The organism is Pandoraea faecigallinarum (assembly GCF_001029105.3).
Taxonomy (GTDB): Bacteria; Pseudomonadota; Gammaproteobacteria; order Burkholderiales; family Burkholderiaceae; genus Pandoraea; species Pandoraea faecigallinarum.
Map to the genome: position 1 here is coordinate 646,443 of NZ_CP011807.3, position 22,812 is coordinate 669,254.

18 protein-coding genes and 1 pseudogene are annotated in these 22,812 nt (G+C 65.2%); 10 read left to right on the forward strand and 9 right to left on the reverse strand.

Going from position 1 to position 22,812, the window contains the following annotated elements; genetic code table 11:
- Positions 1-10: 10 nt before the first annotated feature.
- Positions 11-784: a GntR family transcriptional regulator gene (locus tag AB870_RS02955; protein ID WP_047906876.1), complete on the reverse strand. Its 774-nt coding sequence runs from the start codon at positions 782-784 to the stop codon at positions 11-13.
- Between the two features lie 255 nt (positions 785-1,039).
- Between AB870_RS02955 and AB870_RS02960 the strand changes: the two genes are divergently transcribed.
- Positions 1,040-2,494 carry a 2-hydroxymuconic semialdehyde dehydrogenase gene (locus tag AB870_RS02960; RefSeq protein WP_047906877.1) on the forward strand — a complete coding sequence of 485 codons (1,455 nt, stop codon included), beginning with the start codon at positions 1,040-1,042 and terminating at the stop codon, positions 2,492-2,494.
- A gap of 95 nt (positions 2,495-2,589) precedes the next feature.
- On the opposite strand, the gene AB870_RS02965 is transcribed toward AB870_RS02960, so the two are convergent.
- The 3 genes from AB870_RS02965 to AB870_RS02975 form a co-directional block, all read right to left on the reverse strand.
- The gene (locus AB870_RS02965) at positions 2,590-3,786 is read right to left on the reverse strand and encodes an aminotransferase-like domain-containing protein (RefSeq protein ID WP_047908730.1); all 1,197 of its coding nucleotides are present in this window, start codon (positions 3,784-3,786) and stop codon (positions 2,590-2,592) included.
- 170 nt (positions 3,787-3,956) lie between these two features.
- Entirely contained in the window at positions 3,957-5,456 is a 1,500-nt protein-coding gene (gene amaB, locus AB870_RS02970) for an L-piperidine-6-carboxylate dehydrogenase (protein WP_047906878.1), read from the reverse strand.
- Between the two features lie 44 nt (positions 5,457-5,500).
- Positions 5,501-6,526 (reverse strand): DUF1338 domain-containing protein, encoded by a 1,026-nt coding sequence (locus AB870_RS02975; protein WP_047906879.1) that lies wholly within the window; start codon positions 6,524-6,526, stop codon positions 5,501-5,503.
- 175 nt (positions 6,527-6,701) lie between these two features.
- Here AB870_RS02975 and AB870_RS02980 point away from each other — a divergent pair, with 175 nt between their 5' ends.
- Positions 6,702-7,637 (forward strand): LysR family transcriptional regulator, encoded by a 936-nt coding sequence (locus AB870_RS02980; protein ID WP_047906880.1) that lies wholly within the window; start codon positions 6,702-6,704, stop codon positions 7,635-7,637.
- Here AB870_RS02980 and AB870_RS02985 read toward each other — a convergent pair.
- Both AB870_RS02985 and AB870_RS02990 read right to left on the reverse strand, forming a co-directional pair.
- Positions 7,622-8,269 (reverse strand): YitT family protein, encoded by a 648-nt coding sequence (locus AB870_RS02985; protein WP_047906881.1) that lies wholly within the window; start codon positions 8,267-8,269, stop codon positions 7,622-7,624. The genes AB870_RS02980 and AB870_RS02985 overlap by 16 nt on opposite strands.
- A gap of 143 nt (positions 8,270-8,412) precedes the next feature.
- Complete coding sequence (locus tag AB870_RS02990) at positions 8,413-9,510, reverse strand: branched-chain amino acid aminotransferase (RefSeq protein ID WP_047906882.1); 1,098 nt, start codon at positions 9,508-9,510, stop codon at positions 8,413-8,415.
- A gap of 449 nt (positions 9,511-9,959) precedes the next feature.
- On the opposite strand from AB870_RS02990, the gene AB870_RS02995 reads away from it, so the two are divergent.
- Complete coding sequence (locus AB870_RS02995) at positions 9,960-10,322, forward strand: hypothetical protein (RefSeq protein ID WP_047906883.1); 363 nt, start codon at positions 9,960-9,962, stop codon at positions 10,320-10,322.
- 33 nt (positions 10,323-10,355) lie between these two features.
- On the opposite strand, the gene yfcF is transcribed toward AB870_RS02995, so the two are convergent.
- Positions 10,356-11,000 (reverse strand): glutathione transferase, encoded by a 645-nt coding sequence (gene yfcF, locus AB870_RS03000; protein WP_047906884.1) that lies wholly within the window; start codon positions 10,998-11,000, stop codon positions 10,356-10,358.
- Positions 11,001-11,171: 171 nt separating this feature from the next.
- Between yfcF and AB870_RS03005 the strand changes: the two genes are divergently transcribed.
- From AB870_RS03005 to AB870_RS03030, 6 genes are all read left to right on the forward strand, one after another.
- The gene (locus AB870_RS03005; RefSeq protein WP_047906885.1) at positions 11,172-12,080 is read left to right on the forward strand and encodes a LysR substrate-binding domain-containing protein; all 909 of its coding nucleotides are present in this window, start codon (positions 11,172-11,174) and stop codon (positions 12,078-12,080) included.
- A 106-nt stretch (positions 12,081-12,186) separates the two neighbouring features.
- Positions 12,187-13,107: a LysR family transcriptional regulator gene (locus AB870_RS03010; RefSeq protein ID WP_047906886.1), complete on the forward strand. Its 921-nt coding sequence runs from the start codon at positions 12,187-12,189 to the stop codon at positions 13,105-13,107.
- 294 nt (positions 13,108-13,401) lie between these two features.
- Complete coding sequence (locus AB870_RS03015; protein ID WP_047906887.1) at positions 13,402-14,265, forward strand: VOC family protein; 864 nt, start codon at positions 13,402-13,404, stop codon at positions 14,263-14,265.
- 19 nt (positions 14,266-14,284) lie between these two features.
- Positions 14,285-15,007 carry a class II aldolase/adducin family protein gene (locus tag AB870_RS03020; RefSeq protein WP_084663268.1) on the forward strand — a complete coding sequence of 241 codons (723 nt, stop codon included), beginning with the start codon at positions 14,285-14,287 and terminating at the stop codon, positions 15,005-15,007.
- Between the two features lie 141 nt (positions 15,008-15,148).
- Positions 15,149-16,489 carry an MFS transporter gene (locus tag AB870_RS03025; protein WP_047906888.1) on the forward strand — a complete coding sequence of 447 codons (1,341 nt, stop codon included), beginning with the start codon at positions 15,149-15,151 and terminating at the stop codon, positions 16,487-16,489.
- Positions 16,490-16,674: 185 nt separating this feature from the next.
- Positions 16,675-17,769 (forward strand): porin, encoded by a 1,095-nt coding sequence (locus AB870_RS03030; RefSeq protein WP_047908732.1) that lies wholly within the window; start codon positions 16,675-16,677, stop codon positions 17,767-17,769.
- Positions 17,770-17,863: 94 nt separating this feature from the next.
- Here the strand turns inward: AB870_RS03030 and AB870_RS03035 are convergent.
- Positions 17,864-18,913: pseudogene (locus tag AB870_RS03035) on the reverse strand (aldo/keto reductase).
- A gap of 345 nt (positions 18,914-19,258) precedes the next feature.
- On the opposite strand from AB870_RS03035, the gene AB870_RS03040 reads away from it, so the two are divergent.
- Positions 19,259-20,230 carry an AraC family transcriptional regulator gene (locus AB870_RS03040; protein WP_084663270.1) on the forward strand — a complete coding sequence of 324 codons (972 nt, stop codon included), beginning with the start codon at positions 19,259-19,261 and terminating at the stop codon, positions 20,228-20,230.
- Between the two features lie 64 nt (positions 20,231-20,294).
- Here the strand turns inward: AB870_RS03040 and ligD are convergent, their stop codons facing one another.
- Entirely contained in the window at positions 20,295-22,808 is a 2,514-nt protein-coding gene (ligD, locus tag AB870_RS03045; protein WP_047908734.1) for a DNA ligase D, read from the reverse strand.
- Positions 22,809-22,812: the final 4 nt, after the last annotated feature.

The following is a 22,812-nucleotide window of genomic DNA, read 5'->3' on the forward strand; positions in this document are numbered from 1 at the left end:
TCGCGCTGCACTAACGATCTGTGCGATCCGCGCGAACCGCGCGAACCGCGGCAAGCGGTACGGTCCCGGCGTTGACGACGGCGTCCGGCAGTTCGCGCACGGCTTCGAGCGTCTTGCGGATGTGCGCCGCGAGCAGGGCGGCGGCCTTATCGGCGTCGCGCGCGAGGCAGGCGTCGAAGATCGCCTGATGCTCTTTGTGCACGTCGCGCGGCACCGGCCGGTGCGTGATCGATAACCGCCGATAGCGCTCCGACTGGCGATAAAGAATCGCCAGGAAATGATGCAGCCAGCGCGACGGGCACGCGCGAATCAACACTTCATGAAACGCGCGGTTGCGGACTTCCCACTGTGCGAATGTGCCGCCGTCTCCGGGCTGGCCGCTTCCCTGATCGCCGAGCCGTTCTTCGGCCAGCGTGAGCAGGTGGAAGGCACTCGTCAGATCGGCTTCCCACGTGTCGTCCCCGAGGGCAATCGACTGGCGTAACGCTTCCGTCTCCAGTTGCACGCGCGTCTCGGTGATGTCGATGAAATCGGCCAGCGAAATGGGCGTGACCCGAAAGCCGCGATGACCATGCTGCACGACGAGCGCGTCGGCCACCAGTAGCGCCAGCGCCTCGCGCAATGTCCCCGCCCCAACGTCGTAACGATCTTTCAGATGCTCGACCCGCAGCTTCTCGCCGGGCGCGAGATGCCCGGCGACGATGTCGCTACGCAAACGCATGTAGGCGCTTTGCGCCAGCGTTGCATCGGCGCTCGGGGCGGAGGATCGGGGCGCACTGTGCATATTTCGGACGAATCGGAAGTGAAAGCGATTGACGGACGTGCCGGGATTATAAGCAGCTTCGTCGGGATTTTCGCAAAATTACCAAATAATCGATATAAATAAAAATTCTCGAGAAAATGTTGACGCGGGCCGGTTGCGGGATTTATCGTGTGCTCCGTGCCGACGTCGCGCGTGACAGAAACGAGCGAAACATGACGCAATGCCACGAAGCGCGACGTTGTCCCGCCTTCCATTCCGATATAACGAGCGTGAGACATGAAGCATTTCCAGAACTTCATCAATGGTGAGTGGGTATCGAGCGCCCGCACCTTCGAGAATCGCAACCCGGTCGACAACAGTCTTATCGGTCACGTGCATGAGGCCGGGCGCGCCGAAGTCGGCGCCGCCGTGCAAGCCGCGCGCGCCGCGCTCCACGGCCCATGGGGCAAGATGACGGTCGCGCAGCGCGTGGAACTGCTGCACGCGGTGGCCGATGGCATCAACCGCCGCTTCGACGATTTTCTGGCCGCCGAAATCGCGGACACGGGCAAGCCGTACAGCCTCGCGAGCCATCTCGACATCCCGCGCGGTGCCGCGAACTTCAAGGTGTTCGCCGACATGATCAAGAATGTGCCGACGGAGTCGTTTGCCATGACGACGCCCGACGGCGGCAACGCGCTGAACTACGGTGTGCGCACGCCGCGCGGTGTGATCGCCGTCGTCTGCCCGTGGAACCTGCCGCTGTTGCTGATGACGTGGAAGGTCGGCCCTGCGCTGGCGTTCGGCAACACCGTCGTCGTCAAGCCGTCGGAAGAAACGCCGGCGACGGCCACGCTACTCGGGGAAGTGATGAACGAAGTCGGCGTGCCGGCCGGGGTGTACAACGTTGTGCATGGCTTCGGTCCCGACTCGGCGGGTGCGTTCCTCACGGAACACCCGGGTGTGAATGGCATCACCTTCACCGGCGAGACGCGCACGGGCGAAGCCATCATGAAGGCGGCGGCCCACGGCGTGCGTCCCGTGTCGTTCGAGCTGGGCGGCAAGAACCCGGGCATCGTGTTTGCCGATGCGGACTTCGACAAGGCCGTTGCCGGCATTACGCGCTCGGCGTTCGATAACAGCGGTCAGGTGTGCCTCGGCACGGAACGCGTGTACGTGCAACGCCCGATCTTCGAGCGCTTCGTCGCGGCGCTCAAGGCACGTGCCGAAGCGCTGAAAATCGGCGATCCGTATGCCGAGGGGACGAACTTCGGTCCGCTCGTCTCGCAAGTCCATCGCGAGAAGGTGTTGTCGTACTACGAGAAGGCGCGCGAGGAAGGCGCGACAGTCGTGACCGGTGGCGGCGTGCCGGACATGCCGGCATCGATGAAGGAAGGCGCGTGGGTACAGCCGACGATCTGGACGGGACTACCGGAGACGGCATCGGTCATCCGCGAAGAGATCTTCGGCCCGTGCTGCCACATCGCCCCATTCGACACGGAAGAGGAAGCGATCGCAATGGCGAACGCCACACCTTACGGTCTGGCGGCCACAGTCTGGACCCAGGACGTGAGCCGGGCGCATCGCATGGGCGCGGCACTGGAAGTGGGCGTGTGCTGGATCAATGCCTGGTTTCTGCGCGATCTGCGTACCGCGTTCGGCGGCGCGAAGCAGTCGGGCATCGGCCGTGAAGGCGGTGTGCATTCGCTGGAGTTCTACACCGAGTTGCGCAACGTTTGCCTGAAGCTGTAAGCATCCAGCCAATAACAGGGTCTCGCCAGCCGTCGCTTTCGGGACGCTTGGCGAGGTCTTCGCCGTTGATGCGGTGCGTTTGCCTCGCTTGCGTATCACCTACCTGTCGCTTCCATCGCCCGCGCCAGACGCGCCACGCCTTCCTCGATCGCCGTCACGGCCGGCGCTGCAAACGACAGACGCAGCGACGCCTCGTCCGCCTGCTCGGCAAAGAACGCCGTTCCCGGCACGAACAGCACTTTCTCGGCAATCGCGTTGGGCAACAACTCGCTGGTTTTCACGGCAGCCAGCTGCGCCCATACGAACATGCCGCCTTGCGGCGCGTGGAACCGGATCGCGTCGCCTAGCCTGTCGCCGAGCGCAGCGCACATCGCTTCGCATTTGAGACGGTAGGCCTCGGTAATCTTCGGCAGGTGGCGTGTCAGCGACCCCTCGGCAAGATACTCGGCGGCGACGGCCTGCGTCCACGGCACACTGCACAGATCCACGGTCTGCTTGGCGACGACACAACGCCGTGCGATCTCCGGTGGCGCCACCGTCCAGCCCACACGCAACCCCGGCGCGACGATCTTCGACAGGCTGGAGAAGTGCACCACCCAATGGCGCGACCCGGGGACTTCCTCTGTCAGGCCGAGCATTGACGGCACCGGGTCTCCCGCAAAGCGCAGGTCGCCGTACGGATCGTCCTCGACGATCACAAAGCGGTATTCGACGGCCAGCTTCAGCAGTGCGATACGGCGCTCGCGCGACAGCGTCGCGCCCGTCGGGTTGGCGAACGTCGGCACCGTGTACAGCAGCTTCGGCACTGCAATCTTGCCCTCGCGCAGCAACCCACCCAGATGATCGACGTCCAGACCGTTCGCATCGACAGGCACCGTGACGATCTTCGCCTGTTGCAGACGCAGCGCCTGCAACGTCGCGGGATAGGCGGGCTGTTCGGTGACGACCACGTCGCCCGGCGCGACCATCACGCGCAGCAGCAGATCGAGGCCTTGTTGCGAACCCGTCGTCACCAGCAGTTCATCGGATGCGCACGGCGAACCGCGTTGCGCCATGAGGGCGATGAGCTGTGCCTTGAGTTCGGCAAGACCGTCGGTGGGGCCGTATTGCAGGCAGCGCGTGGGCAATGAGTAGGCGCGCGCCTGTGCGGCGGCCAGACCGTCGACGTCGAACAGGTCGCTCGCCGGATAACCGCCCGCGAACGAAATCATGCCCGGCTCGGACAGGTATTTGAACAGTTCGCGAATCGGCGAGCCTGCCGGATTGGCGAAGGGGGAAGTGAATGCGTACATGTGGGCCTCGCCATGCATAGCGTGACGTGAGTGTGCTGCCGGGGAAGCGGTTGCGCCGGGCGCGACGATGCGTCCGGTACCGGGACAATTTGCGGCGGCGCCGGGTGTCGTTCATCGTCGCGAAGGAAGACGTTGACGACGTTCGGCGCCGCGGCGCAGCTAGCGCGACTTCACTCGATGGAGAAGTCGATGCCTTGCGCGAGCGGCAGGGCAGAGGAGTAGTTCACGGTGTTGGTCGCACGGCGCATGTAGCCCTTCCACGCGTCGGAGCCCGACTCGCGGCCGCCGCCGGTTTCCTTTTCGCCACCGAACGCGCCGCCGATTTCCGCACCGCTCGGGCCGATGTTGACGTTCGCGATACCGCAATCGCTGCCGGCCGACGACGTGAAGCGCTCCGCTTCGCGCAGGTCGTTCGTGAACACGCACGACGACAGGCCGTGCGACGAGGCGTTGTTGGCGTCGATGGCCTGGGCGAAGTCGCTGTACTTGAGCACGTAGAGAATCGGTGCGAACGTTTCCGTGAGCACGACTTCCGTTTGCGACGGCATTTCGACGATTGCCGGCTTCACGTAAAAGCCGCCTTCGTTGCCCGCCACGGTGTGACGCTCGCCGCCCGTCACCTTGCCGCCCTCGGCGCGCGCCTGATCGAGGGCGTTCTGCATGCGCCTGAACGCGCCTTCGTCGATCAGCGGCCCCATTAGCGTGCCGCGCTCCAGCGGGTTGCCGATAGCGACCTTGCCGTACAACGTCTTCAGACGCTCGACCGTCTTGTCGTACACGCTCTCGTGTATGAACAGGCGGCGCAGCGTGGTGCAGCGCTGACCGGCGGTGCCCACGGCGGAGAACAGAATGCCGCGCAGGGCAAGTTCCGGATTGGCGCTTTCGGTCACGATGCCGGCGTTGTTGCCGCCGAGTTCGAGGATGGAGCGGCCGAAGCGGCGCGCGACTTCCACGCCGACCTTGCGGCCCATTTCCGTACTGCCCGTGGCGCTCACGATGGCCGAGCGCGGATCGGCGACGAGGGCTTCGCCAACGTCGCGACCGCCGATGACCAGCGCCGTCAGGCCTTGCGGTGCATCGCCGAATTCCGCGATGACTTCCTCCATCAGCCTGTTGACGGCCAGCGCGGTCAGCGGCGTCTTCTCCGAGGGCTTCCACACGACGGCATTGCCGCAGACGAGCGCGAGCGCAGCGTTCCACGACCACACGGCGACCGGAAAGTTGAAGGCGGAGATGACGGTGCAAACACCCATCGGATGCCACGTCTCGGCCATGCGGTGACCCGGGCGCTCCGAGGCGATCGTCAGACCGTACAACTGACGCGACAGGCCGACGGCGAAATCGCAGATGTCGATCATTTCCTGCACTTCGCCCAGACCTTCCTGGAGAATCTTGCCGGCTTCGAGCGTGACGAGCGCGCCCAGCGCTTGCTTGCGCTCGCGCAGCTTTTCGCCGAGCAGACGGACGAGTTCGCCGCGGCGCGGGGCCGGCACATTGCGCCATGCGGTGAAAGCGGTTTGCGCGCGTGCGAGCGCGGCCTGAGCGTCGGCCACCGAAGCGCTGGCTACGCGGCCGATCAGTTCGCCGTTGATCGGCGAATGCACGGCGATGTCGCCCGTCTCGGCCAGTTTGGCAATGCCCAGTTCGTTGAGGATGGAAGTCGCGTTCACGTGAGTACCTTTATGGAATTTGCTGAAAATCTGCGCGTTGGCCGTTACCTGGCGTTGGCCGTCATCTTGAAAATGCCTTGTGCGTTGCCTGCGTCGAAGCGCAGATCGAGCTTCCAGCAGCGCTTGGCGGTGTCGTACTCGCGATGGCGCGTGATGAATTCGTAGAACGAACCCGGCACGTCGCGCGTGACGATCTCGCCGTTCTTGCCGCGGAATTCGCGACGGACGGTGTCGGCGCGATACGCCGTCTGGAAAACGCGCCCCGAGCGCGAGCGCTCGACTTCGGGCTTCATGGGGCGTCCCTTGGCCTTCTCGGCCTCCGAGAGGGCGAAGACATCTTCCACGCGGTCCGTTGCATGGTTGAACGCGTTGCCTTCGGTCGAAATCCATGCCATTTCGGCCGATTCCGCGAGCAGCAGTTCGTAGTCGGCCTCGCTCGGAATGTCATGCTGACGAGCGAACGCGCCCACGATCACCGGCAGCAGTGCCTGCGCACTTTCGAGCGGCAGCGTCCCGTCGCGTTCCAGTTCCCACAACTGGCCGATGGCGGCCGGCGTCAGCGGGTCCTTCGACGTGCCGACCACGCGCGACACGGCTTGCTGGAACGTCTCGGAGAAGCGCTCCGGATGCAACTCGCTCACAAAGAACTGCGAGATTTCCTCCGGGCAGTCCTCATGCGCGTAGGCGCGCCCGGTCATGCCGAGGCGATCGAGCGGGTAACGGCCGTTCGGCCGGAAGCCGAGCGGGCGCAGAATCCGCGTGAAGGCGGCTTCGCCCGGCGGCAGCGCACCGTTGTGCTCCCAGCGCACGGTGCGCAGTGCTCCATGGTCGAAGTACACGCCGCCCCCGGCGGCAATCGCTTCTTCGGTATAGGTGCGGCCGTTTTGCGAGCGCTCCAGCAACCCTTCGAACAGGGCCATGTTCATCGCCTGCGCCAATTCGGCGCGGGTGACGCGGCCGAACTCGAAGTCGGCCAGGATCGACGGGGAATTGAGCGTGGCGAAAAGCACGCCGGTACGGGCCTTCCCGATCAGGGAAACCAGCAGCGACTCCACATTGGCATTGCGCATCGGTTTGTCTCGCAGGGTGGGCGCCGGTCTTGCGTGCCGGACGGCGCCGTGGGGTGTCGGGGCATGGCAGGCGCCATATCGCATCCGGCCATCTTGCAGTGACTGCATTATTGGAATGGATGCGGTTGGCGTAAAGCGAGATAAAATTGCCACTTGATGCGTTTTTGGAATCAACATGCGCAAATTCAAGACGCCGGGCACAGCAGCCCTATTGGCTTTCGAAGCCGCCGCCCGGCATGAAAGCTTCACCCATGCGGCGCGCGAGCTGTTCCTGACCGAGAGCGCCGTATCGCGGCAGATCGCCACGCTGGAGACGCAACTCGGCGTGCGCCTGTTCGTGCGCGCCAAGCAACGGGTGGTGCTCACGCGCGCCGGCCGGCTGTACGGCACGCAGGTGCGGCGCACGCTGGAGCAACTGGATCGCGACACGCTCGCCATCATGGCGCACGGCAGCGGCGGCGGTTATCTGGAGTTGGCGGTGCTGCCGACGTTTGCGTCGGAATGGTTGATTCCGAGAATGAAGGACTTCGACGCCCGGCATCCGGACGTGCGGGTGAACATGGGAGTCCACACCGACCTGTTCACCTTTGACGAAACGCACTTCGAAGCGGCGATCCACTTCGGCCAGCCGACATGGCCGGGCACGTCGTCGGATTATCTCTTCGGGGAAGAGGTGGTGCCGGTATGCCGGCCGTCGATCCTGAAGGGGCCGGTACGCACGGCCGCTGACTTGCTTGCGTATCCGTTGCTGCACTCGACCACGCGCCCGAGCGCCTGGACCCAATGGTTTGCCGAGCAGCATATCGAAGACCATCGCGCGTTGCAGGGCGTGCGCTACGAGCTGCATACGATGCTGATCGCCGGGGCCGCGGCGGGACTGGGCATCGCGCTGGTGCCGAAGTTCTTCGTCGAAGGGCAGTTGGCCACGCTGGGTCTCACGATTCCGTTCGACGTGAAGAGCGTGGCCGAGTCGGCCTACTACCTCGTCTACCCGACGGAGCTCACGCACGGGCAGCCCCTCAGCGTGTTCCGCGAGTGGCTGCTCGATCAGGCGAAGGCTTATCGGCCGACCTACCGTCCCGATTACCGCCCCGATCACCGGCCGGTATAGCGTCCCGGCTTGTGCCACGCCACGACCATGGCGCTCATGGCGACGGCCGACAGGGCCGACCAGGCGACACGGCCCGACGGCATGACGCTCAGCGATACGAGCAGAATCGTCGCATCGATGCACACCTGCGTGATGCCGGCATTGATGCCGCGCTCACGTTGCAGCCACAACGTGACGATGCCCGTACCGCCGACGCCCGCGCCGTGACGCGCCAGGGCCAGAATGCCCATGCCGCACAATGTCCCGCCCACAAACGCCGCGAACAATGGGTTGACGAAGGCGACGTTGAACGTTTGCGGCATGGTCGCAAGAGCGAAAGTAATGCCGAAGCTCGCGATCGTGGACTTGAGCGCGAAGCGCGCTCCCATCGTGAAATACGCGAACAGGAAGAACGGTATGTTCACCAGCGTGAAGATGGTGCCAACCGGTAGCGGAAAGACGTAAGAGGCGAGCAGTGCGATGCCTGCCACGCCGCCGGTGACCAATCCGGCAGCCTTGAGCAGCACCAGACCGACCACCACGAATGCCATGCCGATGACCATCGCATAGATGTCTTCGGGCACGGAGTGCGGAACGCCGATTGTGTCGGTTGCCGCAACGGCACCGGATACGGTGCCCGTGTCGTGTTTCATGATCTGTAAGTCAGGAACAACAAGACGGCGCGCCCCGACTCTCCTGATGTCGTGACGCGCCGCCGGAGATTTCCCGCGTCGCTGTCTCGGGCGACGCGCAGCTTCACAGCTTGTTATGTCGATGCAATGACGCCGGCGCGCAATTACGCGACGTGATGCACCCAGCCGAACGGATCGGCGACCTTGCCACGTTGAATGCCCGTGAGCTGGTCGCGGATACGCTTGGTGACCGGGCCTTCACCGCCATCGGCGATGTTGAATTCGCCGTTGGCGTGACGCACCTGACCGATCGCCGTGACGACCGCTGCGGTACCGCAGGCAAACGTTTCCTTCACGCGCCCGCTCGCGGCGTCGGCTTGCCATTGGGCGAATTCGTACGGCGCTTCGTTGACCGTGAGGCCTTCGCGACGCGCCAGTTCGATGATCGAGGCGCGGGTGATGCCCGGCAGGATCGTGCCCGAGAGCGGCGGCGTCTGGAGCGAGCCGTCGTCCATCACGAAGAACACGTTCATGCCGCCCAGCTCTTCGATCCAGCGGTGCTGCGCGGCGTCGAGGAACACGACCTGATCGCAGCCCTTGGCGCTGGCTTCCGTTTGGGCGATGAGGCTGGCCGCGTAGTTGCCGCCGCATTTGGCCGCGCCCGTGCCGCCCGGCGCGGCGCGCGTGTACTGGTCGGAGACCCACACGGTGACGGCCGACTTGCCGGCCTTGAAGTACGGCCCGACCGGGCAGGCGATCACGCAGAAAATGTACTCATGGGCGGCACGCACGCCCAGGAAGCTCTCCGAGGCGAACATGAACGGGCGGATGTAGAGGCTGCTGCCTTCCGAGCCGGGGATCCATGCGCGATCGATGTCGACCAGCTTTTCCACGGCTTCGAGGAACACGGCTTCCGGCAGGTCGGCCATCGACATGCGTTGAGCCGACTCGCGAAAACGTCGCGCGTTGGCCTGCGGACGGAACAGCGAGATCTTGCCGTCTTCGCCGCGATAGGCCTTCATGCCTTCGAAGATTTCCTGCGCGTAGTGCAGCACGGCGCACGCCGGGTCGATCTGGAACGGACGGCGGGCTTCCACCTTCGCATCGTGCCAGCCCTTGCCTTCGGTCCAGCGGATCGTGACCATGTGATCCGTGAATACGCGGCCGAACACCGGGTTGGCCAGTGCGGCGGTGATCTGGTCGGCGGGGGTGGGGTTGGCGTGCGGCTCCACGACAAAACGCAATGGGTTATCGGCGCTCATGTTTCTTCAGTGTCTCGGCAGAGGTGGCTTGAATCGTCAGTGCCGTTAACGTAAACGGCAAGGTGGCGATATTTTCCTCCTTTCGGGGCCTGCCTGTCGACTGAATTCACCGCTTCTCACGTCACGACGACCTTCTTCCGGCAACGGCGCCGAAAAATATCGAATATTGGGCGATTTTTGCGAGAATTGTGCGCGGTTGACCGAAATTTGCGTTGGCGGCCCGACCGTCATGGACGTGGCCGCGGCAGGGTAACAGTGTGTAAAAAAACATTTCCGCACACCGGGCGCACGGGACTCGACATTTAATATCGGAAGCGCATGATGTCGGGAGCGCTGCCGGTGGCGGCAACGCAAGCGGTATGCCGCCCGTGCCACGGAGTGCCGTTCGGTACTTTCCGGTGCCGGCGCCGGACGTTCCCACCCGATAAGCGCAAAGGGAGAGAAGACGCATGAAGTCGACAACGATTCGGATGTTGCGCGCTTACCTGCTCGTGGCTTCGCTGGGAGCCGTCTGTATCGATGCCTGCGTGGTGATCGCCATGCTCGTGTTCGACGTGCCGGAGCGCATCTTCACCTCGGCCGATTTCCGGATCGCGATGGCCGCCTCATTGCTGCTGTTGACGCTAGCTGCGCGATCGGCGGCCCAGGCGGCCTTCGAGGCGGCGCTCGCGAGCCGTCACGTCACGCTGGACGGCGAGTGCCGGCGAGGCAGGGTCGCCATGCGCGACGACTGCCCTCACCGGCTGCTGGTCCTGCTCCATGTCCGTATCCACGGCCAGCAACTGGCGATGAGCGGAGTGAGCGGAGCCTGAGCGCGGAGCCCGCTCAATGAGGCTCACACCCCATCACGCAAGGGGCGGGCGCGTCATTGCAATCCACGCTTGCACCGCCGGATGCAGGAACTGCCGGCGTGCGTACTCCGCGAGTGCGGGCGGCACGACATCGTCGTTGTACACCAGGCGATTGAGCATGACCGCGAGGTCGACGTCGGCAATGCACCACTTGTCGAAGAGCGACATGCGGCCGTCGGGCAGCAGGCTCTGCGCGATGGCGATCAGTTTGCTCGCGGCGGCGTAACCGGCATCGGTCAACGGTTTGTCGCTCGGACGGTAGAAAATCACCTGCGTCGACCGGTCTTCACGCAGGGCGCCCAGATCGCTGCGCAGCCATGCCTGGACTTGCCGGGCACGGGCGCGCTCGCGCACGCCGGCCGGATACACGGGAACGTCGGGCGAAATCGCTTCCAGATATTCGTCGATGGCCGACGACTCGGACAAGGTGAAATCGCCGTGCACAAGGGTCGGCACCCGGCGTGTAATCGACATGTCGGCGAAGCCGCTTTCGTGATGCGCGCCCTGATCGAGATCGACGGTGCGCAGATCGAACGGAATACCTTTCTCGCGCAGCGTGACGAAAACCGACAGGGCGTAAGGGCTGGTGAACTGTGCGTCGACGTAGAGCGTGAACGATGCGGGGACAGCGGCTGACACGGTGGACTCCTGTAGAGAAAACGCGAAAGGCGATACGCTTCGCGCACGCCTATCTTGCCGTACTCGCGCGGTGATAAGCTACTGCACAAATCGAAGGCGAGCCGTGAGTCATGCTCACAGCTTGCCGTCGCTGCGTCCACCGTCATCCGTCCCTGATTTCTCCCGCGTCCCATGACCTCCGAGCTCCGTGCCCGTCCGCCGCTGGCGAATCTCGAAACCGTTTGCCTGGTAGCGCGTCACGGCTCGTTCACGGCGGCCGCCGACGCCAGCGGTCTCACACACGGCGCGATCAGCCGCCGGATCGCCGCCGTCGAAAACTGGCTGGGTTGTGCGCTCTTCGAGCGCCACGCCCGGGGCGTGAGTCTGACGTGCGACGGGCAGCGGTTCCTGGGACGCATCGAACATGCGTTCGATGTGATCGATGCGGCGGCCGATCAGTGGCATCAGTCGCGCAAAGTGCCGGCCGTGCGGCTGAGCGTTGTGCCGTCGTTTGCCAAACTGTGGTTGCTGACACGGTTGCCATCGCTTGAAGCCGGTGAGCCGCACATCGACATTCAGGTCACGACAGAACATCGCAATGCCGACGTCGGTGCGGGCGAAGTCGACATTGCGCTGCGCTACGGGCGCGGCGGATGGGCCAGTGTCGATGCCGAGCCGTTGATGAGCGAGACGCTGTACCCCGTCGCATCGCCTGCCGTGGCGAGGCGCCTGAAAGGCGCGAGCGCGTCGGAGATGCTCGCCATGCCGTTGCTGCACGATTCCGACCTGACCGGCTGGCGCGCGTGGTGCGGCGCGCAGGGCGTGTCGCTGCGCCCGCGTGCGCGCGATCGTCGCTTCGAAGACTACACGGTCGTGCTCGCTGCCGCCGAAGCCGGGCTGGGCATCGCGCTTGCCCGTGCGCCGCTGGCGCATCACTGGATCGCACGCAGCGGTCTCGTGCGCTTGTCCGACTTCGAGGTCGCATGCCCGTTGCAGTATCACGTCGTGACGGCCAAGCGCGAGAAGCGTCCCGAGGTGCTCGAAGTGATCGCGCGTCTGCATGCCCGCGCCCGCGAGGATGCGCAAGGCGCGCGCACGTGAATACCACGAGCGCGACGGTATACATGGGCGGGGTTTCCCGCACTGCCCGCGCGGCGGCGCGTTGCCTAAAATGCGGGACGCTTTTGGCAGAACTGCACGGCTGGGGATGAACTTACGCTCGCTCGATCTGAATCTGTTGCTCGTGTTCGAGTCGCTGCTGCGCACGCGCAGCACGACGATCACGGCCGAGGAACTGAACCTCACGCAGTCGGCGGTGAGCAATGCGCTCAAGCGGCTGCGACTGGCGTTCGGAGATCCGCTGTTCGTCAAGACGCCGCAGGGCATGCTCCCGACCGACCTCGCCAGCTCGCTGGCGGGACCCGTCACCGAAGGCCTCGGACTGATCCGCGGCGCCATCGAAGCGCCGCAGGACTTCGTTCCCGCCAGGGCGCAGCGCACTTTCCGTCTGTATCTGAGCGATATCGGCCAGCTGATCTTCATGCCGAAGCTCATGGCCACGCTCGCGGTGGAGGCACCCGGCGTGCGCATCGTCACCGTCGACACCACGCCGCGCGAAGCGCAGAACGCCATGGCGATGGGCGACATCGATCTCACGCTCGGACTGTTCACGCGCTTCTCGGCGGGTTTTCATCAGCAGCGCCTGTTCCGCGAGCATTACGTCGCGCTCGTGCGTGAGGGTCATCCCACGATCCACGGCGAACTGACGGTCGAGAGTTTCCTCAACGCCGCGCATGCCGTCTATCGCCCGACGGCCGGACACCACGACGTTTTCGAGACGGCCGTCGAGCAGTGGTTCGCCCGCTCGGGCCATCAGCGCCACGTTGCGTTGCGCATGGCGCATTCGATGGGACTCTCCGCGCTCATCGCCGCGAGCGATCTGGTGGTGTGCGTGCCCACGCGCCTGGGCCGCGCTCTCAAGGTCAACGCCGGACTGCAAACATACGCGCTCCCGTTCGACGGTCCTGAGTTCGACATCTCGCAACTCTGGCACGAACGTTTTCACACCGACGCCGGCCATCGCTGGCTGCGCAACACGATCTTCCGCCTGTTCCACGGCGAAGACTGAGCCGCTTCGCCGGCTTGCCGCCCTCTCCGGCGCCCACGTCCGCCCGCCTGATGCGAGTGACGCACTGCCCGGCGCCATGCTGCATGCCTGATTCACGCCGTAAATACCGCGCATTTACGTAATTTGTTGGCGTCATGTGGCGCGCGTCCTTATCGTATCTCTCACGACACCGACGTCGTCGGGCTTAAGTCATGGAGCTTAAGTCACGGAGCTGAAGTCATCGGGCTGAAGTCATCGATCCGACGTCGCCGGACAACCGTCCGGAACACGAACAATATCCGCAGGAGACAAGCGGTGATCAATCTGCACGACATTCGTTACGTGCGGCTGGGCACGTGCGACCTCGAAGGTGCCACGCGTTATGCGCGCACCATTCTCGGGTTGCAGGAGGTGCGTCGCGAAGCCGGGCACGTATTCCTTCGCAGCGACAGCCGCGATCATTCGGTGTGCTACTTCGAAGGTGATCCGGCCGACCACACGGTGGCGTTCGACGTCGCCAGCGAAGCTCATTTCGATGCCGCCGCGGCTCAGCTCGACGCCATGCGCATCGAGTTTCGCCGCGGCACGCGCGACGAGGCCGACCTGCGTCGCGTGGGCGATTTCCTCACGTTTCGCGATCCCACGGGCAACCGGATCGAACTGGTGTTGCGTGCGGCGCAGACGGGACGCGGCTATCACGGCGAGCGCGATGCGGGCATCGATTCGTTTAGTCATGTGGGCCTGTGCACCACCGATGCACGTCGCGACGAAGCGTTCTGGACGAGCGTGTGCAACGCACGTGTGTCAGACCGCATCGGAGACGCACCGCTGCTGCGCATCGACGAAGTGCATCACAAGATCGCGCTGTTCCCGGCCAGGCGAGCGGGCATCCAGCACGTGAATTTTCAGGTGAACGGCATCGACGACCTGATGCGCTCGTGGTACTTCCTGCGCGAGCAGGGCGTGCCGATTCGCTTCGGCCCGGGGCGTCACCCGACGTCGCACGCGATGTTCCTGTACTTCGCCGGGCCGGACGGCATGGTCTACGAGTATTCGACGGGCGTGCGCACCATTGCGCCGGAAGACGAGGCGACCTATGTGCCGCGTCAGTTCCCGTTCGATCCGACCGGGTTCTGCATGTGGGGCGCCAAGCCCGAGATTCCCGAGTTTTCGTCCTGACCTGTCCGGCGGTATATCCATGAATCGAACCACGCTCGACGCTGCCGGCATTCCGACCTTCGCCGGCATCGACGACCTTGACCGTGCCGTGCGTGTCGCTGCCCGCACGCTCGCTCGCGCCGGGTTGGCGCACGCCTACGGGCATTGCAGCGCACGCATCGACGCCGGGCACTTCGTCGTCTGCGCGGCGCGTCCGATGGGACTGATCGGTGTCGGCGAGAGGGGTACCGTCGTGCCGATCGACGCACCGCTGCCCGACGGCGTGCTGGGCGAAGTTCGCCTGCATCAGCACATTTACCGCGCGCGTCCCGCGATTGGCGCCGTGGCGCGCACCATGCCGCCCCGGACGATGTCGCTCTCGACGCTGCGCCGTACGCCGCGCGCACTGCACGGCCCGGGAACCTACTTCGCTCCGGGCGTGCCGCTGTGGGACGACCCGCAACTGATCCGCTCCGACGAGCAGGCCGCTGCGGTCATCGACACGATGGGCACGAACGCCGCTGTCGTGATGCGGGGCAACGGTGCGGTCGTCGCCGCCGATACGCTCGAAGCGATGGTCGCCCTCACGTGGTACCTCGAAGATGCTGCACGTGTGGACCTCGACGTGCTCGCACTCGAAGCCACCATGCCCGCCGCCGTGCTCGACCCCGCCGAATGTGCGGCGCGCGCCACGCGTTCGGGCCGGATCATCGAACGCATGTGGGAGTACCTGTCGGCAGGCGATCCCGAAGTGCACACATGACATCAGCGTTTTCGATGTAACCGCCCCCGGCGCGCCCGGCGCGCACTCAACCGGCAGCGGAGTCGTTACAGAGCGTCGCATCCAAGACAGACGCCACGACCCGCCGCTCAGTCTGCGGTCGTGACCGCACAGGAGACAGACATGGAAATATCCGCCTTGATGAACCGCAGGGGCATTACGCCGTTTCAATGGCGTGTGATCGCCCTATGCTTTCTGATCGTCACACTGGACGGTTTCGACACCGCCGCCATCGGTTATCTCGCCCCGGCAATTCGCAGCGAATGGGCGATGGCGACGACGAGCCTCGGCACGGTGTTCGGCGCCGGACTTGGCGGCCTGATGCTCGGCTGCTTCATCTTCGGCCCGCTTGCCGACCGCATTGGTCGCAAGCGCGTGCTGATTCTCTCGGTGGTCCTGTTCGCGCTCGGCAGTATCGCGTCGGCGTACGTGCATAGCCCGACGGAGCTGGCCGTATTGCGCTTCATCACGGGCATCGGCCTCGGTGGCGCCATGCCCAACGCCATCACGCTCAGTTCGGAATACTGCGCCGAGCGCATGCGCTCGTTACTCGTGACGGCAACCTTCTGCGGTTTCACCCTGGGTTTCGCCGTTGGCGGCGAGATCGTTGCGCAGACGCTGCCGCACATCGGCTGGCGCGGCGTGCTGATCGCCGGTGGCGTGGTGCCGCTGCTGGTGGTGCCGGTCCTCATGCGCTGGCTGCCGGAGTCCATGCGCTATCTGGCGGCGCGAGGCGACCGTGGCGAGCAACTGCTGGCAATCGCGCGTCACATCGACCCGGCGCTCACACGTATCGACCCTGAAGCGGCGCCCGCGGGCGCGGCCAGCTCGGCGGTCGGCGGATTGTTCACGCGTCGCTACTTCGTGGGTACGCTGCTGCTCTGGGCGACGTACTTCTGCACGCTGTGCGCGTTCTATCTGCTGACGAGCTGGTTGCCGCTGATCGTCAAGGATTCGGGCTACACGCTCGCGGAAGCAGCGCGCATCGGCGCGATGCTGCCGCTCGGCGGCACGGTCGGCGCGGTGATGATCGGTTTCGCGATGGACCGCACGAGCCCGTACCGCGTGCTGGCCGCGTCTTATGTGATGGCGGGCATTGCGCTGTGCATTCTCGGGTCGGTCACGCATCAGGCGGGCTGGCTGATGGTCGTCGTCTTCCTCGCGGGCTTCGGTGTGGCGGGGTCGCAAACCGGTGCCAATGCCCTGACGGCCGCCTATTACCCGACCGCCTCGCGAGCCACTGGCGTGGCGTGGGCGCTCGGTGTGGGGCGTCTCGGTTCCATCCTGGGGTCGAGCCTCGGCGGTGTGCTCATCGCCACGGCGTCGAGCACCGCCCAGGCCTTCCAGATCGTGGCGGTCCCCGCATTTCTCGCAGCGGGTCTCATGCTGGTAATGCGCCGTCGCGTGGGGCGCAACGGTTCGCTCGACACGTCGGCGGCCAATCCGGCGCCCGGCACCGTCTGACAGAAACTCAAGGGCCAACGTCGCGCGTTGGCCCATGACGTACCCGCCGCAGCGCGCGTCCCCCGACGCCTCTGCAGCGGCGCTGCAAACTGACCGGCACAGGTCAGGCCACCACACGTATCCATGGAGACATCACCGTGACCCACAAGGGACTGCCGGCGCTCGCGCTGGCTGCCGGCCTCGCAATGGCCGCCACTTCCGCCTCGGCCCAGAGCGTGACGCTCTACGGCATTCTCGATACCGGCATCGAATACGTCTCGCATGCCGGCGCCAACAACAGTTCGCTGGTGCGCATGCCCGCCAACACGGGTTCGCTGCCCTCACGCTGGGGGGTGCGTGCAGACGAGGATCTGGGCGGCGGTCTGCGCGCGTTGTTCATGCTCGAGAACGGCTTCAACGTGCGCGCGGGCGATCTGAATCAGGGCGGACGGCTGTTCGGGCGTCAGGCGTGGGTCGGACTCTCGAATCAATACGGCACGCTGTCCATCGGCCGTCAGTACTCGATGACGTTCTGGGCGTTGGCGGACGCGGATATCCTCGGCCCGGATCTTTACGGCAGCGGCTCGCTCGACAGCTACATTCCCAATGCGCGCAGCGACAACACGATCGCCTACAAGGGCGTGTTTCAGGGCTTGAGCATCGGTGCCACTTACTCGTTCGGACGCGACAGCGGCGGAACCGGCAATTCGCCGGGGCAGGGCACTTGCGCCGGCCAGACGCCGGGCCAGATGACGGCATGCCGTCAGATCTCCGCGATGCTGAAATACGACACGGCGTGGTTCGGCGTGGCCGGTGCGTGGGACGAGCAGCGCGGCGGTGCCGGCGCGGCGGCGAACTTTTTCAACGGTGCGGCGGCGGTGCCGCTCACGAGTTCGTCGGACAAGGACACGCGCTGGCAGTTGAACGGCTATGTGAAGGGCGGCAACTGGAAGGCGGGCGCGGGCTGGCTGGGCCGCCGAGTGCAGACGGCGGCCGCCGCGGTGGCGGACGTCAATTCCGACATGTTCTACATCGGCGCGCTGTATCAGTTCACTCCGGCATTTGCCGTGGACGGCGAGGTCTTTCGCATGCTCAATGCGCGCCAGAATGCGCGTGCGACGATGGCGACGTTGCGCGGCACGTACTTCCTGTCGAAGCGCACGGCGGTGTACACGCAACTCGCCTGGCTGGGCAACAGCGAGCAGGCGGCCTATTCCGTCAGTTCCGGCGGCGCGGGCGGCTCCCCGACTCCGGGGACCAGCCAGTTGGGGGTGAACGTGGGCATGCGTCACACGTTCTGAGGCCGCACATTCCGGCAACTTGAGGTAACGCCGGCATGAATACGGCGCACCGTGATGGCGGTGCGCCGTTTGCCGCCGCCGGCGTGCGCGCCGCTTACAGCAGGCCGGCCTCGGCGAGTTGCGCGCGACGCGGGTCGCCCTGACGCGAGAGCATCCAGCCCGGATACTCGCTCGGCAATGCGCTGGCCGCGTTGATCGCCGAAAGCTCGCGCTCGCCTAGCGTGACGCGCGTGGCGGCGATGTTGTCATCGAGCTGATCGGCCCGCTTGGCGCCGATGATGACTGTCGAGACGACCGGCTGGGCGAGCAGCCAGGCCAGCGCGATCTGTGCGACCGACACCCCCTTTTCGGCGGCGATGCCGCGCATGACGTCGATCACGTCGTAGGCGCGCTCCACATTGACTGGCGGGAAGTCGAAGCTCTGGCGGCGTGCGCCGTCTTCGGACTGGCCGTCGCGTGTGTACTTGCCTGAGAGCAGACCGCCGGCGAGCGGACTCCATACCATCAGGCCGATATTTTCGCTGCGCAGCATCGGCACGATTTCGCGTTCCAGATCGCGTCCCGCAACGGTGTAGTACGCCTGAAGCGAGGCGAAGCTCGCCAGATTCAGACGCGCCGAAATGCCCAGGGCCTTGGCGATTTGCCACGCGGCCCAGTTCGAAACCCCGACGTAGCGCACGTGTCCCTGACGCACCAGCGTGTCGAGCGCGCCGAGCGTTTCTTCGATGGGGGTGGCCGGATCGAAGCCGTGGACCTGATACAGATCGATGTGATCGAGTTGCAGGCGTTTGAGGCTGGCCTTGATGCCGTCCATGATGTGATAGCGGGACAGACCGCGCGAGTTGCCGGTTTGGGCGCCGGTCACGCCGAAGACCTTCGTGGCGACGACCACGCTGTCGCGCGGCACCTTGAGGTTGCGCAACGCCTAACCGGTGAGGCTCTCCGACTGGCCTTCCGAATAGACGTCTGCCGTGTCGATGAAGTTGATTCCCGCGTCGAGTGCGCGGCCCACGAGGGCGTCGACATCGTTCTGCTGCAGTTGCCCGATCTTGCTCCACATATCGCCTTGTCCGCCGAAGGTCATCGTGCCGAGGCACAGTTCCGAGACGAAGAGGCCGGTGTTGCCGAGTTTCCGTTGTCGCATGGTATCGCTCCATTGAATTTGCCGCCCGTCGCAGGCCGCCGCCGTGGGGATGACGGCATGCACGGGATGGGAGGCATTATGCGCGCCGGGCTATCGGGCAAGCAGTACCCGTTCCTGCGCATTTCCTGCCTGATCCTGCAACCGGACGATCCGTGCCGTTCGTCAAGGGTGCGCCCGGTCGATTCTTGCCGGATTCTCCGGAATTCCTGCCTGTTCTTGCCCATCCTCTGCCGGAGGATCGGGCAATTTTTCCTGACAGGCGTATCCTGTGACCGATCGAGGCTGCGCCGTCGCCCCACGGCGCTCATGCGCAGCCGACCGGGTTCGAATTCAGGAGAGACCGTCATGCATCTCGTCAAGACATCGCCTCGCGAGGCGGCACCCGCGAAGGCGATCTCGCACGATCCGTCGCACGCGGCGCGTGCCGAGCTGGTGCAGTTGCTTGAGCGCGCGACGCGCGGTCTGGAGGGCACGTCGCCGACGGCGGTCGAGGGCCTGCTCGTGCATCGCGTGTCGCATCCGGGCGGGCCGAAGCCCGCGTTGCAGCAACCGGCGTTTGCGGTCATCGCACAGGGAGAGAAGCGTTTGCAGATCGGCGAGGAGCATTACGCCTACGATCCGATGCATTACCTCGTCTCGTCGGTGCATTTGCCGGTGGTGGCGCAGGTGTCGGGGGCAAGCGAGCAGTCGCCGTATCTGGGCATGCGGCTCGATCTGGTGGCCGACGACATTGCCTCGCTCATCGGCGACGAGCATCTGCCGCCGCCCGCCACGGCGCCGTGCGGGCGCGGCCTGTACGTCAATCGGCTCGATGCGGCGTTGCTCGATGCAGTGCTGCGTCTTCTGCGCCTGCTCGACACGCCGCGCGACATTCCGATTCTCGCGCCGATGATCAAGCGCGAGATCATCTACCGGCTGTTGATGAACGGACAAGGGGTGTTGCTACGTCAGATGGCGTTGCAGGACAGTCAGATGAACCGCATCGCGAACGCGGTGCGCTGGTTGCGCGAGCACTATGCCCAGCCATTGCGTGTACAGACGCTGGCGCAACAGGTGCACATGAGCGTGTCGTCGCTGCATCACCATTTCAAACTGGTGACGGCGATGAGTCCGTTGCAGTATCAGAAACAGTTGCGCTTGCAGGAAGCGCGACGCCTGATCTTCGCCGCCGACATCGCCGTGGCGGCCGCGGCGCAGGCGGTAGGCTACGAGAGCGCTTCCCAGTTCAGCCGCGAATACGCCCGCGTGTTCGGCGAAGCGCCGCTAAGAGACAAGCGACGCTGGCTACAGGATGGCGATGTGGCCACCAGGAGCTAAGCTCCGGTTCGCGGCATACCCGGTCATATCCGCTTCGTCCGTCGGTTGGCTCACGTGCGCTGCCTCAATCCCCCAGCCGGTCCAGCATCGCTTTCGTCACCCGTTGTTGCGCGGCCTTCCCGTAGTCCGCCCACGGGTCCTGCTTCAGGGCTTCGAGGCGCTCGACGGCGTTGCGCACGGTCCATGCGTCGGCACCGGGCAATGCGGACAATTCGTCCCAGTGCACCGGCATCGAGACGGCCATGCCTTCGCGCGCGCGGGCCGAGTAGGCGCACACTGTCGTCGCGCCGCGGTAATTGCGCAGATAGTCGATGAAGCACTTGCCCACGCGATGCTTCGGGCCCATCGTCGCCGTGAAGCGATCCGGGAAAACACGGGCCATGTGCTTTGCCACGGCTTGCGCGAATCCCTTGGCCATTTCCCACTCGTGGCGTCGCGCCAGCGGCGTCACCACATGCAGTCCCTTGCCGCCGCTGGTCTTGACGAAGCCGATCAGGCCCAGTTCGTCCAGCAGCCCGCGAAGGAGTTGCGCGCCTTCGACAATCTGCCTGAACGCGATGCCCTTGCCCGGGTCCAGGTCGAATATCACGCGGTCAGGGCGCTCGATCAGATCGCTGCGGGCATTCCACGTGTGGAATTCCATCGACCCCATTTGCACCGCGCCGACCAGACCCGTCGTGTCGTCGATCTGCATCAGCGGTTCGTGATCGGGGTCGAGCGACGCGTCGAGCCTGTGCACGCCGGCGATCGTCTTGGCCGCGTGCTTCTGGAAGAACATCTCACCGCCGATGCCCTCGGGCGCACGAAGGACCGCCACGGGACGGCCGGCGAGATGGGGAAGCATCCACGGGCTGACGGCGTTGTAGTACTCCGCCAACGCCGCCTTGGTCACGCCCGAATGGGTGTCCATCACGCGATCGCCGTGCGAAATCTTCACGGGCAGCGCAGACCGGGTTGTCGACGTCTGCGATTTGGCCTTGGGCATGGAGGGCGTCTCCTTTGAATTGGCGGACCCATTGCGGCGTATCTCCCGGCGAATGTCCTTCGCCGGCTTGTCCGTGCGCAAGGCGACGAACGAGGCCTGGCGCACATGGGCGTCGCGCGTCCACTCGGCGAAGCGGACTTCCGCGACGAGCGTCGGGCGCACCCAATGCACTGGCGCGCGACCGCCCGGGTGCGGCGCGGGGAATAACGGCGGGTTTGCCGTTTCGACGGCGTCGAGTTGCTTTCGCATGCGCAACAGCGCGCCGGTATCGAAGCCGGTGCCGACCTTGCCCGCGTAGCGCAGCGTCTTGCCGTCGCTGTCGTAATAGCCCAGCAGCAGCGCACCGAATCCGTGTCGCGCCCCCGCCGGTTCGGTGAATCCCACGATGACGAACTCCTGGCGCTGCGAACACTTCAGTTTGCGCCACGCGTCGCTTCGTGCACTGACGTAGGGCGAATCGTCGCGCTTGACCATGATGCCTTCGAGACCCGCCTCGCACGCACCATGCCACAGCGACACGAGCTCGCCAGTCACCGGCTGGAGCACGCGAACCGCATCCGTCTGCCTGCCTTCGAACAGGCACGCGAGCGTGGCCTGGCGCTCGCGCAGGGGCGTCTCGCGCAAGTCCTGTCCGTTGCACCAGGGCAGGTCGAAGACATAAATGACGATGTCGCTCTGCGCGTTTTCGTCGAACGCACGCTGCAATGCCTGAAAGTCCGGCAAGCCGTGTTCGTTCGCGACGACGGCTTCTCCGTCAAGCCACGCATTGGGCAGCCCTCGCTTGCGCAACGCGTCGACCGCGGGCCGAAAGCGATGTGTCCAGTCTTGTCCCGAGCGGGTGAAAATGCGAATGTCGTCGCCAGCAATGCGAATCAGAATGCGATAACCATCGAGTTTGAGCTCTGCATGCCACCCGTCGGACGTGGGTGCCTGATCGACGAGTGTCGCCAACATCGGACGCATGTCGTCGGGCGGCTTTGCCGAGGACTTGCGGGTGACGGCCAGCGGCTTCGCCTTCGCTTTTGCCTTCGTCCTTGGCGTAGCCCGCGGCGCTGGCGCGGCTTCGTCGTGCCGATGGATCAGCAGCCACTGCGGCTGGCGGGCCGGCTTGTCGGTGCGCACGAGCGTCCAGTGGCCTGTCAGGCGCTCGCCATGCAACGTGAACGACAACTTCCCGTTGGCGTAGTCGCGCTTCGCGTTGCCGTCGGGCGTCCACGTGCCGCTGTCCCAGATGTCGACGTGGCCCGCGCCGTAGTTGCCAGCGGGAATGTCGCCTTGGAAATCGGCGTACGCCAGCGGGTGATCTTCGACCTGCACGGCCAGACGCGGACGCGTCACGTCCGGGCTTGGCTGCTTCGGCAGCGCCCACGAGCGTAGCGTGCCGTCGAGTTCGAGGCGGAAGTCGTAGTGCAGGTGACTTGCGTCGTGACGTTGGATGACGTAGCGAAGCGACCGAGTGTTCGCGCCGCGCTTGCCGCGCGGCTCGGGCGTCGCATCGAAGTTGCGTTTGGCGTCGTAGGCGGCAAGCGGGTCGGCCGGCGTGCCGCGTCTTGTCTTCGCGGTGGCGGGCGGGTGCGTGGGGCGTCTGGGCATCGCC